This window comes from Desulfococcus sp., from assembly GCF_041737845.1.
Classification (GTDB): Bacteria; Desulfobacterota; Desulfobacteria; order Desulfobacterales; family Desulfococcaceae; genus Desulfococcus.
On the sequence record NZ_JBGSQX010000073.1, the window covers coordinates 1 to 16,291 of the forward strand.

At 61.6% G+C, this 16,291-nt stretch carries 13 protein-coding genes; 7 read left to right on the forward strand and 6 right to left on the reverse strand.

Going from position 1 to position 16,291, the window contains the following annotated elements; genetic code table 11:
• Nucleotides 1–41 precede the first annotated feature (41 nt).
• From ACEW8N_RS07805 to ACEW8N_RS07820, 4 genes are all read right to left on the reverse strand, one after another.
• Nucleotides 42–992, reverse strand: a complete 951-nt coding sequence (locus tag ACEW8N_RS07805) for a hypothetical protein (protein WP_373499242.1) — start codon at nt 990–992, stop codon at nt 42–44.
• Nucleotides 993–1,014: 22 nt separating this feature from the next.
• The gene (gene queF, locus ACEW8N_RS07810; RefSeq protein WP_373499243.1) at nt 1,015–1,410 is read right to left on the reverse strand and encodes a preQ(1) synthase; all 396 of its coding nucleotides are present in this window, start codon (nt 1,408–1,410) and stop codon (nt 1,015–1,017) included.
• Between the two features lie 40 nt (nt 1,411–1,450).
• The gene (locus ACEW8N_RS07815) at nt 1,451–2,740 is read right to left on the reverse strand and encodes a citrate synthase (protein ID WP_373499244.1); all 1,290 of its coding nucleotides are present in this window, start codon (nt 2,738–2,740) and stop codon (nt 1,451–1,453) included.
• Between the two features lie 356 nt (nt 2,741–3,096).
• Nucleotides 3,097–4,638 (reverse strand): HDOD domain-containing protein, encoded by a 1,542-nt coding sequence (locus ACEW8N_RS07820; protein ID WP_373499245.1) that lies wholly within the window; start codon nt 4,636–4,638, stop codon nt 3,097–3,099.
• Nucleotides 4,639–5,365: 727 nt separating this feature from the next.
• Between ACEW8N_RS07820 and ACEW8N_RS07825 the strand changes: the two genes are divergently transcribed.
• Entirely contained in the window at nt 5,366–5,842 is a 477-nt protein-coding gene (locus ACEW8N_RS07825; RefSeq protein WP_373499246.1) for a PilZ domain-containing protein, read from the forward strand.
• 11 nt (nt 5,843–5,853) lie between these two features.
• Here the strand turns inward: ACEW8N_RS07825 and ACEW8N_RS07830 are convergent, their stop codons facing one another.
• Nucleotides 5,854–6,573, reverse strand: coding sequence for a TIGR04283 family arsenosugar biosynthesis glycosyltransferase (locus tag ACEW8N_RS07830; protein WP_373499247.1), 720 nt, complete (start codon nt 6,571–6,573; stop codon nt 5,854–5,856).
• Nucleotides 6,574–6,749: 176 nt separating this feature from the next.
• On the opposite strand from ACEW8N_RS07830, the gene ACEW8N_RS07835 reads away from it, so the two are divergent.
• Complete coding sequence (locus tag ACEW8N_RS07835) at nt 6,750–7,724, forward strand: iron transporter (protein WP_373499248.1); 975 nt, start codon at nt 6,750–6,752, stop codon at nt 7,722–7,724.
• Here ACEW8N_RS07835 and ACEW8N_RS07840 read toward each other — a convergent pair.
• Complete coding sequence (locus ACEW8N_RS07840; RefSeq protein WP_373499249.1) at nt 7,702–9,375, reverse strand: fatty acid--CoA ligase; 1,674 nt, start codon at nt 9,373–9,375, stop codon at nt 7,702–7,704. The two genes, ACEW8N_RS07835 and ACEW8N_RS07840, sit on opposite strands and share 23 nt — an antisense overlap.
• Nucleotides 9,376–9,627: 252 nt before the next feature.
• Between ACEW8N_RS07840 and sat the strand changes: the two genes are divergently transcribed.
• The 5 genes from sat to ACEW8N_RS07865 all read left to right on the forward strand — a co-directional run.
• A complete protein-coding gene (sat, locus tag ACEW8N_RS07845) occupies nt 9,628–10,887 on the forward strand; it encodes a sulfate adenylyltransferase (RefSeq protein ID WP_373499250.1) in 1,260 nt (419 codons plus the stop codon).
• 167 nt (nt 10,888–11,054) lie between these two features.
• Nucleotides 11,055–12,962, forward strand: a complete 1,908-nt coding sequence (gene mnmG / locus ACEW8N_RS07850; RefSeq protein WP_373499251.1) for a tRNA uridine-5-carboxymethylaminomethyl(34) synthesis enzyme MnmG — start codon at nt 11,055–11,057, stop codon at nt 12,960–12,962.
• 11 nt (nt 12,963–12,973) lie between these two features.
• Nucleotides 12,974–13,801, forward strand: coding sequence for an NTP transferase domain-containing protein (locus ACEW8N_RS07855; RefSeq protein WP_373499252.1), 828 nt, complete (start codon nt 12,974–12,976; stop codon nt 13,799–13,801).
• Between the two features lie 152 nt (nt 13,802–13,953).
• Complete coding sequence (locus ACEW8N_RS07860) at nt 13,954–14,160, forward strand: heavy-metal-associated domain-containing protein (RefSeq protein ID WP_373499253.1); 207 nt, start codon at nt 13,954–13,956, stop codon at nt 14,158–14,160.
• A 10-nt stretch (nt 14,161–14,170) separates the two neighbouring features.
• On the forward strand, nt 14,171–16,291 hold a 2,121-nt coding region (locus tag ACEW8N_RS07865), incomplete at its 3' end, for a heavy metal translocating P-type ATPase (RefSeq protein ID WP_373499254.1).

Below are 16,291 nucleotides of genomic sequence, written 5' to 3' on the forward strand. Positions count from 1 at the left end.
CACCCGGCGGGAGGGCTTTTTCCGGGCCTGCGCCTTCGCGATCAGAGCCTGACGGCGTATCCCGCCGCCACGTCCGCGCCCTCCACCGGCCGGGCCTCGGCCCGACCGTCCGCAACGGCGGTGATTTCGATCTCTCCGGCAAGGGATCCCGGAACGATGAAACGCTGCCCGTCTTTCCCCTCGAAGATCTCTCCGACCCGGTACACCTTCAGGACATCCCCCGCCTTCAGGCCGATTTCCCGGCCTGACGAGAGAATGACCTTGCCCTCCTGAACCGCGACCACATACCCCTGCCAGGGGTTCTTCTGAAGGGTTTCGCAGACCTGTTCGGCGCCGTTTGCGGCGATCCGCCCCATGGTCTCGCCCAACTCATACATGGCCTTCAGGTCCTTGGCCAGGATGGCATCGAATTCGGCGCCGTCCACCTCCAGGGACTCTTTCAGGCTCTCATCCATGAGTTTGGCGCCGGTGCCCGTATCATAGACCTGAAATCCGACCTGGGCCGATTCGTAGTAGTGGGTGTCTCGAAAAATGAAAAACCCTTTTTCCTTTTCCTCGGCGTCGACGCTGACGACATTCCCCAGAAGAAAGGCATTGGCGCCCATGGCCCGGCCCATCTCCGCAAGGGCCAGGTTGTCGATCCGTCCTGACGTCAGCCGGGGAACCTGGTCGATCGCCGCGGGGTAATCGGGGTCGCCGGGCTTCACCCACAGGATGCTGCCGCAGTCCGTCGAAAGGAGGTCGATGAACAGGTTCGTGAAGAGCGGCTGCATGTCCTGATCGGAAATGAAGGTCGTGTTGGCGAAGGGAACGACAACCACCTTTTTCCGCAGGCGCTCCCCGGCGAAGGGAAGGGCTCGGGTGATTTTTTTCGCCTGTTTTTTCACCGTGGTACATCCGCCCAGGCAGAGGGCCAGAAGCACCGCCGCGGCAATCATCAGCATGCGTTTCAGGGGTGTCTTTTCTATCCGGGCTGAAACATGGCTTGTCATGGGATACCTTCTCTCACTCAGATCACGCCGGTTTTTCGTACAGGGCGGTGACGACGGTTGAAATGCCCCCCCTCGGGGTAAAGTCTCCGGTGATCTCCATGCGTTTGGGTTTCACCGCCGCAACCAGGTCATCCAGGATCCGGTTGACCACATGCTCGTAAAAGATCCCGACATTGCGGTATTGGAGCAGATAAAATTTCAGGGACTTCAGTTCCACGATCTTCTCATCGGGGTGATACCGGATGATGATGGTTCCGAAATCCGGAAGCCCCGTCATGGGGCATACCGAGGTGAATTCGGGCTGGCGGATTTCGATATGAATGTCCCGGCGGCCCTTGTACTGGTAGTCGACGGGGTCCAGGAATTCCCGCCGGATGGCATCGGGTTTTTCGATATTTCGCAGCACTGGTTCTGTCATGATGAAATGCTCCCTTGGGTCGGGTCTCCGATGTCGCTTTTTAGCAAACAGGCTGGCGGTTGTCGATGGGAATATATTGCCGCAGGGTCGGCCCGGTATAGACCTGGCGGGGGCGGTTCAGCCGCCATTCCGGGTCGTCCATGCTCTCCTTCCACTGGGCGATCCATCCCGGAAGCCTCCCGATGGCGAACATGACGGTGAACATGTTGGTGGGGATGCCAATGGCCCTCAGGACGATGCCGCTGTAAAAATCGATGTTGGGGTAGAGGTTGTGGTCGATGAAATAGCTGTCCCGGACCGCGATCTCCTCCAGCTCCTTGGCCACGTCGAGCAGCGGGTCATGGATGTTCAGTTTGGTCAGGATGCGGTCGCACATCTTTTTCATGATCCTGGTGCGGGGGTCGTAGGTCTTGTAGACGCGGTGCCCGAACCCCATGAGGCGGAAGGGGTCCGCCTTGTCCCTGGCACGGGACAGCACCTCTTTCAGGGGGATGTTGTTTTCGACGATATTGGTCAGCATTTCGATGACCGCCTGGTTCGCGCCGCCGTGGAGGGGGCCCCAGAGGGCGGAGACCCCCGCGGATATGGACGCATAAAGGTTGACCCGGCCGCTGCCCACCATACGGACCGTGGAGGTCGAGCAGTTCTGCTCGTGATCGGCGTGAAGGATCAGAAAAACGGAGAGGGCCTGGACGACATCCGCATCGATTTCATACGGCCGGACCGGGCTGTTGAACATCATGTTGAGGAAGTTTTCACAATAGGAGAGGTCCGGTCGGGGATAGACCACCGTATGCCCTTTGGATATTTTGTAGGACATGGCGGCCAGCGTCCGGATCTTTGAGATGAGTCGGGCGACGGTGATGTTCAGCTCCTCCTCGCCCTCGAGATAGGGATAGAAGCTTTTCAGGGTGTTGACCATGGAGGAGAGGATCCCCATGGGATGGGACGCCCTCGGGAAGCTCCCGAAAAACGACCGCATGTCCTCGTGGACCAGGGAGTGATCGTTCAGGAGGACCGAAAACCGGGTGATCTGCTTTCGGTTGGGCAGCTCGCCGTTGATGAGCAGGTAGGCGACCTCGCGGAAGGAGGAGTGCTCCGCCAGCTCTTCGATGGGATAGCCGCGGTACCTCAGGATGCCGCGCTCCCCGTCCATGAAGGTGATGGCGCTCTTGCAGCTTCCGGTGTTGGCAAATCCCGAATCCAGGGTGATCATGCCGGTCATCTGACGGAGCTTTGAAATATCAATGGCCCTCTCCCCCTCAGACCCGGTGATGACAGGCAGCTCGTAGGTGTTGTCCCGCCATATCAGTTTGACGTGTTCAGACATGCGTCTTCCTTTCGTATGCTGTCGAATGTGTCCCCGCCGCGGCGCGTCCCGGCTCCGGCCGGGCAGTCCTCCGGTGCGGCATCCCGTGGGAGGGCATTGCCGCCGTTTCAGCGGAGATGTTGGAAAAACAGATGAAACAGGTAAAAAAACATGGCATCCGGCACCCGATCCGCCGATGCCTCCTGGTCCCGGACGATATCTTTTTCGCAATCAATCCATGGGTGTCAAGAAGTTTTTTTCTCCGGGTGCCGCCGGATCGGCCCGGCGCAGGGGCCAGCAGGGAGGGGGGGTGCAATTTCATGCGGTGTGCCGGCCGACCGGGGGCGTATTGCTTCCCCCAGCCGGCATTCCGGATTTCATTCCGATAAGCAGCAGCGGTTCCTTCCGGCCTTTTTGGCCTGGTAGAGGGCATCATCGGCCAGCTTGATGAACCCCTCCCTGGATAGGCTTTGCCCCATGAGAAGGGACGCCACGCCGAAACTCATGGTCACCGAGAACCGCGCCTCCTGATACGAGACGCTTTCGATTTCGATTTTTTTTCTGAGGCGCTCGGCGACCCACATGGCGTCGTCCGAATCGGTTTCAGGCAGGATGACCGCAAACTCCTCCCCGCCGTACCGGGCGATATAGTCGGATTGACGCAGTTCTTTTTTCATGCGGAGGACGACCGTCTTCAAGGCCTCATCCCCGGCAAGATGGCCGTAAGTGTCGTTGACCTTCTTGAAATGGTCGATGTCGGAGAAAATGAGAGAGAGGGGCTTTTTATACCGCTGGGCCCGGCTCATTTCCCGGTCCAGGCCCTCGCAGAATCCCTTGTAGTTGCTGATGGCCGTCAAGCCGTCCAGGGTTGCCTGTTCACGAAAAAATTCCACCTCCTTATCTTTTGCAGCAAGGCTCGTGATCAGCTCCAGGGACAGGTTGGCCAGCTCGGACTTCGCCTTTTCAAGGAGCTGGGACAGGTCCCGGTCATCCTTGAACTGAATGTCGAAGATCGGAAGGATCTCCCGGGTCTGGGTGTTGATTTCCTCGGCCATCCGGGCGCAGTCCAGATTCCCGCTGAAGCCGTACGCCTGGGTCAACTGCTGAAGGGAGCCCAGCAGGAAAACCATCTCGGAGGCGTTGAGGAGTTCGGTGAACAGGGAGGCCAGATGGAGCAGCCGGGACCGGGTCACGATGTCCTCTATTTGGGGGTCCGCAACTTTTTCAGGGAAGTGGTGGCACCCGATGGGGATGCAAAAATTCTCCGGAAGCCCCCATGAATTGGCCAGGTATTCTCCCATCTCCATGTGGTTGAACCCCAGCACCCTTGTCTCGGCTTCATGGAGGCTCTCGCCGTCCTCGACCGCGGAGACCACCTGCGCGTATGCTTCAGGCAGGCCGTAGGCCAGGGTGAGGGCGCCCATGTCTTTCAGGAGCCCCATGAAGAAGGCGTCGGCGGAGAGCGCGGGGCTGATTTTCTCCGCCAGCAGTTTGGCGGAAACCGCGCCGACGATGGAATCCTTCCAGAACTGGGTATAGTTGATGCCCTTGACGTTTTTATTGTAGTAGGTCGTCGTGACGCTGAAGCTCAGGGCCAGGCTCTTGATCGTGTTGAGCCCGAGCATGCTGATGGCGCGCTGAATGGTCGTGATTTTAAATTTGAACCCGTAAAAGGGGGAATTGGCGAGCTTGAGGATCTTGGTGGTGAGGACGGCGTCGCTGGAGATGATCCTGTCGATTTCACCGATGTCCGGTTCTTTCTTCCTGACGGCATCGAGCAGCTTCATGGCAATCCCCGGCAGCGTGGGCAACTGATCGATCTTGGATGCGATGGTCTTGATAAGCCGGTCGTTCAACATCTGGGTACCCTTTTCCCTGCGTCCGTCTCCGATGCTTGATTGCGGCGGGATGCCCGCCATGCCGTCTTCCGCATTTCTGGTGGTCCACCCTGCCCGGTTCCGATTCCATATCCGGTTCCATGCCCGGTCCAGTATCCGGGGATGCCGCCCGTCGCATAATGGATTTGTGCGATCCACCCGGGTGCCCCCGCCAGTGTCTGCAGGTCAGACCATAGGAGGTGCGCATAGGGATGACTGGTGCTATTCGGGTCGCCCCGGCTGGGGCGTCGGGACCATTCGGCTCTGGAGAAGCCCCGTCGATCAGACGGCATCCTCGCGGGGAGGGCAGCGGGTCGCCGGGACGTGTTTTGAGTCGAAAATGGCCAAAGTATACATAAATATGCATGGCGGGTCAAGAAATGATCCGTACGCCACGGACTGAGCGCATCTTCAGCCTTTCCGGGTGAATTTTTTATTTGTAAAGGATTTTCCGATGTATTATAAATACATTCGCAAATTCGTGGTTCCGCTGTAAGGGTCTTCTCAGGAGATCACCGCGCCATATCCCGCGGATTGGCAGGGCTTCCTGCCGATGCCCGAAGCCTGCACGGGGGCCGGTTTTCAGGCGCGGAAGCTTCCGGAATGCCTTTTCTTGCCGAAATTGCGCATCTTTCGACTTCAATTGCTTGAATCACCTTCAATGCCTCGTGAGGCGCTGAAGCCCAGAATTTCCTGACAGCGGTTCCGGAGAATTTCGTAACCTCGCACGGCGCATTGCCGGGTGTCTTTGTGATGTAAGGGTGTACGGATGAACGAGGTAAAGGCATTTATCGACAGCGAGGGAAAGGCCATCATCAAGTGCCCGGAATGCCACGAGGTGAGGCTCGTGGACGTCAAGAACTATACCAAGCTCGATCGTCATGTCCGCTTCAAGGTGAAATGCTCCTGCACGCATGCCTTCAAGGTCCTCCTCGAGCGGCGGGAGTACTATAGAAGGGCCGTCGATTTCGACGGGACATGCCTGCTTCAGGGGGGCACGGTGCAGGCGGAGGTCAAGATCTGCGATTTATCCCGCAAGGGGATGAAGGTCCAGCTCCTGAAAGAGTCGCCGATTGCAGTGGGGGACAAGGTGATGGTGGAGTTCCGGCTGGATGACGAGAAGAAAACCCTCATTCGAAAGGATGCGGTGGTACGGTCCATCATGGGGCAGTTCCTGGGGATGGAGTTCTTTTCCATTGATCCCCACAATGTCTACGACAAGGCCCTGGGGTTTTACCTCATGTAGGCTTGTCCCCGTCACCGGTAGAAGCGGTCCAGCCGTTCGGCCGGAACCCCCATCCGGAACAGGATCAGGATCAGCCAGTTCCGGAGGGTGTTGCGAAAGATCCCGGTCCTCTCCCAGCGGCGGGCCGACGTCCTCACCCGCGGGGAGAGCAGCACGATCCTCTCCCCGGTCTTCTTGATACGCCGCATCAATTCAACATCCTCCAGGATCGGGAAGGCCGCAAACCCGCCGATGCGCAGGAAATATCCGCGTCGGATGAAAATGGCCTGGTCGCCGTAGGGGACGCGGGTGATCCGGGATCTGAGGGTCGCCGTGGTCTCGATCACCCGGTAGCAGGGGCATCGGGAGTCGATGGACAGGCTGAAAGCCCCGCCGACAGCCGACGAGGAGCGCATGGCCCGGGCGATATCGGCCGGGCCGCTGGGGGGAAGGCGGGTGTCCGCGTGCAGGAACAGCAGGATATCCCCGGAAGCCTCCCGGGCGCCGGCGTTCATCTGAATGCCCCGACCCCGGCCGGAGCGGACTTTCCGAACCCGCGGATCCCGGATCGCCTCGATCGTTTCAGCCGAAGGGGCGCCGTCAACCACGATGATCTCCAGGTTTCCGGCACAGGGAAGGCGGGTGAGATGGGCCAACAGGCGGTTGATCCCGCCGGATTCATGCAGGACCGGGATGACGACGGAGATGGATGGGGGCAGGGTCGGTTCCGGCCCGCCTGCGAACATTTTCATGAATGTGTCTTGACGGCTCCCTGAAAAGTCCGATATCTGTGTTGCGCGAATCCCCTGTCGGTGCGGCCTTCTGCAAATGCGCCGCGGTTGCAGGGAGCCCCGGGCTTGATCTCGATTTTTGCGGGGCCGCCTGTCATGAGGGGGTACGGGTTCATGAATGGTAAGGAAAAGTTTTGATGAATGATATTCGAACGCGGCTCTTGTCGGCCGCCCGCGCGGGGATGAAAAAAGGGTTCTTCGGGTTCCTCTGGATCCTCAAAATCCTGATCCCCATCTCGTTTTTTACCCTGCTTCTGGACGCCGGCGGCGTCATCGGGAAGATCGATTTTCTGCTCACCCCGCTCATGAAGGTCCTGAGCCTCCCGGCCGTGGCGGCCCTGCCCCTGATCATCGGGCTTCTGACGGGCATTTACGGCGCGGTGGCGGCCATGGCCGTTTTGCCCATGACCCTCGATCAGATGACCCTCACGGCGATTTTCCTGTTGATATCCCACAACCTGATTCAGGAGGGCATCATCCAGGGAAAATCGGGCATCAACCCCCTGCTGGCGACGGTTTTCCGGCTGGCCGCCTCCATCGTCACGGTGATGGTCACGGCCCGGTTCCTGCCGTCCGACACCGCGATCGCCCTCTCCGACGGGCTCGCCCGAAGCCGGACGGCGCCGTTTCTCGAAATCCTCGGAAACTGGGCCGCCGGGATGGGATGGCTCAGCGTGAAGATCCTGGCCATCATCGTGGCCATCATGGTGACCCTGGAAACCATGAAGGCGTTCCAACTGATCTCGCGCCTGATCGCGGTCCTCCAGCCCGCCGTTCGGTTCATGGGGCTTGACCGCCGGGTGGGGATGCTGTGGCTGACCGCCTGCCTTTTCGGCATCACCTACGGCGCCGCCGTGATTGTCGAGGAGGCCAAGGAGAGCGATTTCGATGCGGACGACCTGACGCGGCTCCACCTGTCCATCGGCATCAACCACGCCGTCATCGAGGACCCGTCCCTCTTCCTTCCTCTGGGGATCGGCGCATTCTGGCTCTGGGTGCCCCGGCTGATCAGCGCGGTGGCGGCGGTATGGCTTCTCAACCTCTGGTTCCGGGTGAAGCGGCGTCGGGAGGCCCGGCAGCGGTTTGAGATCAGGGGCCGTCTTCCAGGCTGAAGGTAGATTTGTGCTGCTTGAGCAGCTGCTTCTTGCTGATCTTCCCGACGCTGGTCGTCGGGATGGTGTCCACCACGGCGATCTTGTCGGGCACCCCCCTTCTGGAGAGGCCGCCCTCCTTCACCCGCGCGATCAGGAACGACCGAAGGTCCTCTTCTTCAACACGGCCCCTGTACCCCTCCTTGAGGACGACGAACGCCAGGGGCCGCTCCCCGTACTTTTCATCGGGGATGGCTGTCACCGCCGCTTCGGATACGGCCTCATGCTGGCAGATCATGTCTTCCAGGGCCACGGCGTCGATCCATTCCCCCCCCGATTTGATGGCGTCGAGGGTCCGGTCCGTGATCTGGAGATACCCTTCGGAGTCGATAAAGCCGATATCCCCGGTATGGAGCCATCCGTCGACCCAGAGTTTTTCGCTCTTCTCGGGGTCCTTGGCATACCCCTGGGTCAGCCACGGGGCCCGCAGCACCACCTCGCCGATGCTCTTGCCGTCGTGGGGAAGGGGGGCTCCGGTTCTGTCGGTCACCTCGATGTCCACCATCGGGGTCGGGAGCCCGGTGCGGCACCTGACCTCCACCTGCCGTTCGATGTCCCACGACAGCATCTCCGGCTTGAGCAGGGCCGCCGTCAGCATGGGGCCGGTTTCCGCCATGCCGTAGACCGAGCAGAGATCGATGCCCAGGGAGAGGGCCGTCCGGCAGACCGATTTGGAGAGGGGGGCCCCGCCCACGATCACCTTCCACCCCGAAAGGCCCGCCGATTGAATCTCGGGGCAGTTGATGAGGGTGTGCACCAGGGGCGGATCGCAGTGGGAGAAGGTGACCCCTTCGTCTGCAATCAGTTTCAGGATCGTCGCTGGATCGTATTTCCCGGGGTAGACCTGTTTGGCGCCCAGGAGCGTGAAGAGGTAGAACAGGCTCCAGGCGTTGACGTGGAACATGGGGGTGAGGGGCATGTAGACGTCCCCGGCGTTCACCGAGGGATGGAACCCGTACGAGCAGAGCCCCGCCATGATGCCGTAGGTGTGCAGGACGAGCTGGCGGTGGCTGAAGCAGACGCCTTTGGGGATGCCTGCTGCGCCGGTGCTGTAAAAGATGGCGGCCATGGCGTTTTCATCGAAATCGGGAAAAGAAAAGACGCCGTCGCTCTGCGCGAGCATCGACTCGTACTCGGCCGTGACCGGCAGGGATGTTTCGAGATGAGTATCGTCGTCGGCCAGGAGAATGACGGCCTTCAGGGAGGTGAGGCGGTCCTGGATCGATTCGATGGCCGGAATGAAATCGGCGTTGGCCAGGAGGACCCGGGATTCGGCATGGTTGATGGTGTGGATCAGGCTCTCGGCCGGCCTTCGGACATTGATGGGATGGAGCACGCATCCCATCATGGGGATGGCGAAGAAGCATTCCAGGTATCGGTGGGAGTCCCACTCCATCACGGAAATGGTGTCTCCCTGCCGGACGCCCATCCGTTCCAATCCGGCCGCGAGCCGGGCGATGCGTTTTTCAAGGGTTAGATAACTGTATCGAACCGTGTTTTTATAGATGATTTCCCGGTCTGGAAAATATCTCAGGGGGGGGCGGAGCAGGTTCTTGATGAGGAGCGGGTAATCATAGGCCGAGGGGGCCTTTTCAATCTTCCTGACAGGCATCTTGCCTCCTAAAAAATTTATGTTATCCCAAAACGGAACATCTATATCATGGGAGGCTTTTTATTCCAAGTGAATCTTCCTGGGCGATTAAATTAGGGGTTTTGATTAAACTTGACAAATCTTTTTTTCCCGATTAAGTGTAGTTCCTTATGAAAAGACGCGAAAGGATACTGCTGAGTATCGGCTGGATCTGACGTCACCGGCAAAATGTGACGAATATACTATAAACCTTTTTGAAAGGAGACTGAAAGGATGTCCAAACTCGTACCGCCTCATGGAGGAAAAGGGTTGGTCTGTTGCCTGCTGGAAGGCGCTGCACTGGAAAGTGAAATGAAGAAGGCCGCGGGCCTGAAAAAGATCGAGATTTCCGCCCGAGCCAAAGGCGACGTGATCATGATGGGCATCGGCGGCTTCAGCCCGCTGAGCGGCTTCATGACCAAGGCGGACTGGAAAGGGGTTTGTGAAAAATGCCTGCTGGCCGACGGAACCTTCTGGCCGGTTCCCGTCACCCTCGACACCGATGATGACAGCGTCAAGGTCGGCGACGAGATCGCCCTGGCAAACGACGGCGAGATCTTCGCCACCATGAAAATCACCGAAAAATACGAGATGACCGAGGCCGACAAGAAATGGGAGAGCGAGATGGTCTACAAGGGCGAGGGCGAGGACTCCAAGGGAGACTTCCTGGCCAAGGCCCTGTCAGATCACCCCGGCGTCCAGATGGTCATGGCCCAGGGCAAATACAACCTGGCCGGCCCGGTCAAGGTTTTGAGCGAAGGCGAATATCCGGTCAAATACAAAGGCGTCTATCAGCGTCCGGCCGAGTCCCGCAAGATCTTCGAAGAAAGAGGCTGGAAAGAGATCGCCGCCCTGCAGCTCCGCAACCCCATGCACCGCTCCCACGAGCACCTGGCCAAGATCGCGGTCGACGTGTGTGACGGCGTCTACATCCACTCCCTGGTCGGCAACCTGAAGGCCGGCGACATTCCCGCCGAGGTCCGCGTGCGCTGCATCGACGCCCTGGTCAAGGGATATTTCGTTCAGGATAAGGTCGTTCAGGGCGGCTACCCGCTGGATATGCGCTATGCCGGTCCCCGCGAGGCCCTTCTCCATGCCACCTTCCGCCAGAACTACGGCGTCTCCCGCATGATCATCGGCCGCGATCACGCCGGCGTCGGCGATTTCTACGGCATGTTCGAAGCCCAGACCATCTTCGACAAGATCCCGTGCCCCAGCGAGCCCGGCAAAGCGCTGCTCTGCACCCCGCTGAAGATCGACTGGACCTTCTACTGCACCAAGTGCGACGGCATGGCCTCCCTGAGAACCTGCCCCCACGGCAAGGGCGACCGCGTCCTGCTTTCCGGCACCATGCTCCGCAAGGGCCTGTCCGAGGGCACCCCGATTCCGGATCACTTCGGGCGTGAGGAAGTCCTGGAGATTCTCCGCGAGTACTACGCCGGCCTGGAAGAGAAGGTCGAAATCAAGACCCACAAGGCCGCGGAAGGCAATTAATCTGACGGTCATGTAATCGAATCAAGTTATCAGAATCAGAGAAGGGGGGTGCCGGTTCGGGCATTCCCCTTTTTTTGTAGGCCTTTTTTCAGCAAAGATGCGGCAGGAATGACTGACCGGGATCGCAGTGGAGCGCCCGCAAGGAATCCGCGGGATATGGGAACGACATGAACGTGTACGGGAAAACCTATGACATTATCGTGGTGGGCGCGGGACACGCCGGGTGCGAGGCCGCGCTGGCGCCGGCGCGCATGGGGCTTTCGGTCCTGCTCTTCGCCATCGATCTGGACAAGGTGGCGGCCATGCCGTGCAGCCCGTCCATCGGCGGCATGGCCAAGGGCCAGCTCGTCAAGGAGGTCGACGCCCTGGGCGGCGAGATGGCCAGGATCACCGACCGGACGGCCATCAGCTACAAGGTGCTGAATACGAAAAAAGGGCCGGCGGTCCAGTCCTCCCGGACCCAGAACGACAAAAAACGGTATCACATGGCCATGAAATCCGTGATCGAGGCCGAGCCGGGCATCGACCTGAAACAGGCCATGGTCGAAGGCCTGGCCGTGGAGGGCGGACAGGTCGCAGGCGTTGTGGATCACACGGGATTCGGCTACCGGGCAAAGGCGGTCATTCTGGCCACCGGGACCTTCCTGGGCGGCCTGGTGCACATCGGCTACAGCGCCATCCAGGCGGGCCGGGCGGGGGAATTCGCCGCATACGGTCTCGCGGACGATCTTCGGCGGCTCGGGTTCCAGCTCGGCCGCATGAAGACCGGCACGCCCCCGAGGCTTCACCGGGACAGCATCGATTTTGCGCAGTTCGAGGTCCAGCCGCCCATGTCCCAGCCCATCACCCCCTTTTCGTTTTCCACCGAAACGGTTGCCATGCCCCAGCTTCCCAGCTACATGGGCCACACCAGCGAGCTGAGCCGGCGCATCGTCCTGGACAACCTCGAACACTCCGCCCTCTACGGCGGGCGGATCACGGGGCGGTCCGCTCGCTACTGCCCCTCCTTCGAGGACAAGGTCGTCAAATTTCCGGACCGGAGCCGCCACCATGTCATCCTGGAGCCGGAGGGCATCGACACCCGGGAGATCTATGCCAGCGGCCTGGGAAACAGCCTTCCCGTCGAGGTGCAGATCCAACTGGTCCGGTCCGTGGCGGGGCTGGAGCAGGCCGAGATCATGCGGCCGGCCTACGCCATTGAATACGATTACGTCAACCCGGTTCAACTCAAGCCGACCCTGGAAACCAAACGGATATCGGGGCTCTACATGGCCGGCCAGATCAACGGCACGTCGGGGTACGAGGAGGCGGCGGCCCAGGGATTGTGGGCGGGCATCAACGCCGCGTGCCGGATCACCGGAAGGCCGCCCTTCCTCCTGGACCGTTCCCAGGCCTACATGGGGGTGATGGTCGACGACCTGGTGACCCGGGGCACGAGCGAACCTTACCGCATGTTCACCTCGAGGGCCGAATACCGGCTCATGCTCCGGGAGGACAACGCGGACATGCGGCTGATGGAGATCGGCCACGAGCTGGGTCTGGTCGATGGGGAGGCCGTCCGGGAGCTTCGCGACCGCAAACAGCGGATCGAGGCGGAGATCGCGCGGATCGGGAAGGTCGTCGTGAAACCCGTGCCGGCCGTCAACGAGTACCTGGCCTCGAAGGGAACCCCGCCCATCCAGAACGGCATGACCATGGACCAGCTCCTCAAGCGGGCCGAGCTCGACTACGAGGCGGTGGACATCCTGGCGCCGGCCCCCCGCCCCCTCTCGAAAAAGGCGGCCCGGCAGGTCGAGATCGAGGTCAAATATGACGGGTATATCCGGCGCCAGCTCCGGGAGATCGAGCGCTTTCGGAACCTGGAATCGATCCGGATCCCCGAGGGTTTCGAATACGGCGGCGTCCCGGGCCTGTCCAACGAAATTCGGGAAAAACTCTCGACCATCCGGCCGACGACCCTGGGCCAGGCCTCCCGCATCGACGGGATGACCCCGTCGGCCATTGCGGTCGTCATGATCGCCATCCGCGCCGCAGCGCGCCCCGCCGGGGCTGCGGAAGATTCGGAGAAAAAATGAACGGAGGAAAGATGAGATCTGCAGATGTGATATCGGTCGTGATGGCCGCCGGCAGGGGCAGCCGCATGAACGCCTTTGACGGGAACAAGACCCTGCTCCCCCTCGTCCCGGAAAAGGGCCGGTTCGAGGGCCGGGAGCCCATCCTGGTCCATGTGCTCCGGTCCCTGCCGGAAGGCGAAAAGGCGGTGATCGTCCATCACCGGGCGGAGGAGGTCATGGACGCGACCCGGGCCTTCGCCCCGACCTACTGCCGCCAGCCGGAGTTGAACGGCACCGGCGGGGCTTTGCTGGCCGTCCGGGAGTTTCTTGCATCCAAGACCTGCGACCGGCTCCTGATCACCATGGGGGACGTTCCCTTCGTCCGGCCGGAGACCTATGCGAAACTCGTCGGCACGCTCGACACCCACCACATGGCGGCCCTGGGATTTCAGCCGGCCGACAAGAAGCAGTACGGCGTTCTCGAGACGGATGGGGACCGGGTGCTGAAAATTACCGAGTGGAAATACTGGCGGGACTACCCGGCGGAGAAGCAGGCGGCCCTGGGGGTCTGCAACGCCGGCATCTACGCCGCCCGACGCGAGGTGCTGGTCCGGTATCTCTCCGTGCTCGAATCGCGCCCCCAGACCGTCCAGAAGGAGCGGAACGGGAAGATGACGGCGATCCGGGAATATTTTCTGACGGACATCGTCGAGTACATGAACGCCGACGGACTCTCGGTGGGCTGCGTCCTGGTGAGGGACGAGATGGAGACCCTGGGGGTGGACGACCCGCAGGCCCTGGAAAAGGCCCAGGCCTATTACCGGCGGCACTGCCTCGAGGCGGCCGGCGTGCGGCCGTGAGGCCCGGGCCGCGCCATGCCCGGATATGGACAATGCGTCCCGGTGTATTACCTTGAAAGATAAGCGCGAAAAGATCGTTTAAACGCGCCCCGGCCAGGCAGGGGCGGTCGGTCCGGACGGTTATCCATCCTCAAGCGGAAAGGGGCGTTGCCATGGAAGAAAAGACCTTCAAGATACCCAACATCTCCTGCGGCCACTGCACCGCGGCCATCCGGAACGAGTTGACCGAACTGGCGGGCGTCGTCCAGGTGGACGGCAATCCCGGGGAAAAAACGGTGACCGTTCAGTGGGAGGCCCCGGCCACCGAGGCGGGGATTCTGGCGCGCCTCAAGGAGATCAACTACCCGCCGGCGGGGTAGGGGGGATGCCGTGACCGATCGAATCCTCACCCTGCCCATATCCGGGATGACCTGCGCCAACTGCGCCAATACCATCGAAAGAACCCTCGGGAAGCTGCCGGGCGTTGCGGAGGCGGCCGTCAGTTTCGCCTCGGAGCGGGCGCGGGTCGCCTTCGACCCCGGGCAGGTCACGGCGGACCGGATCGTGAAACAGATCGAGGGCGCCGGATTTTCCGTGGTCACGGCCCGGGCCGAATTTCCCGTCACCGGGATGACCTGCGCCAACTGCGCCATGACCATCGAGCGAACCCTCAACCGGAAGGTGGCGGGCGTGGTGAATGCATCCGTCAATTTCGCCTCGGAACGGGTCTCGGTGGCCTACCTGCCGGAGAGCACCTCGCTTGACGAGATGGCGGCCGCCATCGGCAAGGCCGGATTCACGGCGATTTTGCCGGACGAGGCCTCGGACGCGGCAGACGCGGAAGACGCCGAACAGGCGGCCCGGTCCGCCGAGATCCGGAACCAGACGCGGAAATTCCAGGTCGGGGTGATCTTCGCCGCCCCCCTCTTTCTGTTGAGCATGGCGCGGGATTTCGGCCTGACCGGCCCCTGGAGCCACGCGTCCTGGGTCAACTGGCTCTTTCTGTGCCTCGCGACCCCGGTTCAGTTTTACACCGGGTGGGACTATTACGTCGGAAGCTGGAAAAACCTGAAAAACCGCACGGCCAACATGGATGTCCTGGTGGCCATGGGCTCCTCCACCGCCTACTTTTATTCCCTGGCTCTCCTCTTTTTCCCCGTCCTGGGCCACCATGTCTATTTCGAGACCTCGGCCGTCATCATCACCCTGATCAAGCTCGGCAAGATGCTGGAGGCCCGGACCAAGGGCCGCACCGGGCAGGCGATCCGCAAGCTGATGGACCTCACCCCCCGGACGGTGACGGTCCTGCGGGAGGGCGCGGAGCAGGAGGTTCTCCTGGCCCGGGTCGTCGTGGGGGACGAGGTCCGGGTCCGGCCCGGCGGGTCGGTCCCCGTGGACGGGGTGGTCATCTCCGGGCATTCGGCCGTGGACGAATCCATGCTGACCGGCGAGGCGATCCCCGTGGACAAGCAGCCGGGGGACACGGTCTATGGCGGGACCCTCAACCGGGAGGGGATGCTGACCTTCCGGGCGACCCGGGTGGGCCGGGAGACGGCCCTGGCCGGGATTATCCGCATGGTTCAGGAGGCCCAGGGAAGCAAGGCCCCCATCCAGGCCCTGGCGGACCGCACGGCCGCCGTGTTTGTTCCGGCGGTCATCGTCATCGCCCTGTTGACCTTCGTCCTCTGGTGGGCCGTGGGCGGGGATTTCGTTCCGGCCATGATCCGCCTGGTGGCGGTGCTGGTCATCGCCTGTCCCTGCGCCCTGGGGCTTGCGACCCCGACGGCCATCATGGCCGGCACCGGCAAGGGCGCCGAACGGGGTATCCTGTTCAGAAACGGCGAGGCCCTGGAGGCCTTCTCCCGCATCGACACCATCGTTTTCGACAAGACCGGCACCCTGACCCAGGGGGTTCCCCGGGTGACGGACCTTGTTGTCATCGATCCAACGGCCGTGGCGGACGAGACCGCCCTGCTGATGCTGGCCGCCGTCGTCGAGGAGGGCTCCGAGCATCCCCTGGGCAAGGCGATTGTGCAGGAAGCCCGGGACCGGGGCATGGACGTGCCGGACCCGTCGGATTTCAAAGCCTCCGGTGGCCTGGGCGTCGAGGCGACCGTCGGCGGCCGCCGTTGCCGCATGGGAAAACCCGGCTGGTTTGAGGCGTCGGGCGTCGATCTGAATCCGGCGCGGGAAGCCGTCGACCGGCTCCAGCAAGCCGGCAAGACCGTCATGCTCCTTTCCGTGGACGAAAGGATTGCCGGCGTCGTCGCCGTGGCGGACACCCTGCGGCCGGAAGCCCCCGAGGCCGTGGATGCGCTCAAAAGCCTGGGCCTTCGGATTCTCATGCTCACCGGCGACAACCGCCAGACGGCCGCGGCCATTGCCGGGCAGGTTCACCTGGACGACGTGGTGGCGGAGGTCCGGCCCGAGGAAAAGGCAGACGCCGTCGTCCGGCTTCGGGCATCGGGGCGAAAGGTCGCCATGGTGGGGGACGGCATCAACGACGCCCCG

Coding starts and splice junctions, on each gene's coding strand:
- sat (WP_373499250.1), top strand. CDS start 9,628: ATGTCCAAACTCGTACCGCCTCATGGAGGAAAAGGGTTGGTCTGTTGC.
- ACEW8N_RS07840 (WP_373499249.1), bottom strand. CDS start 9,375: ATGCCTGTCAGGAAGATTGAAAAGGCCCCCTCGGCCTATGATTACCCG.
- mnmG (WP_373499251.1), top strand. CDS start 11,055: ATGAACGTGTACGGGAAAACCTATGACATTATCGTGGTGGGCGCGGGA.
- ACEW8N_RS07835 (WP_373499248.1), top strand. CDS start 6,750: ATGAATGATATTCGAACGCGGCTCTTGTCGGCCGCCCGCGCGGGGATG.
- ACEW8N_RS07815 (WP_373499244.1), bottom strand. CDS start 2,740: ATGTCTGAACACGTCAAACTGATATGGCGGGACAACACCTACGAGCTG.
- ACEW8N_RS07860 (WP_373499253.1), top strand. CDS start 13,954: ATGGAAGAAAAGACCTTCAAGATACCCAACATCTCCTGCGGCCACTGC.
- ACEW8N_RS07825 (WP_373499246.1), top strand. CDS start 5,366: ATGAACGAGGTAAAGGCATTTATCGACAGCGAGGGAAAGGCCATCATC.
- ACEW8N_RS07820 (WP_373499245.1), bottom strand. CDS start 4,638: ATGGCGGGCATCCCGCCGCAATCAAGCATCGGAGACGGACGCAGGGAA.
- ACEW8N_RS07805 (WP_373499242.1), bottom strand. CDS start 992: ATGACAAGCCATGTTTCAGCCCGGATAGAAAAGACACCCCTGAAACGC.
- ACEW8N_RS07855 (WP_373499252.1), top strand. CDS start 12,974: ATGAGATCTGCAGATGTGATATCGGTCGTGATGGCCGCCGGCAGGGGC.
- ACEW8N_RS07830 (WP_373499247.1), bottom strand. CDS start 6,573: ATGAAAATGTTCGCAGGCGGGCCGGAACCGACCCTGCCCCCATCCATC.
- queF (WP_373499243.1), bottom strand. CDS start 1,410: ATGACAGAACCAGTGCTGCGAAATATCGAAAAACCCGATGCCATCCGG.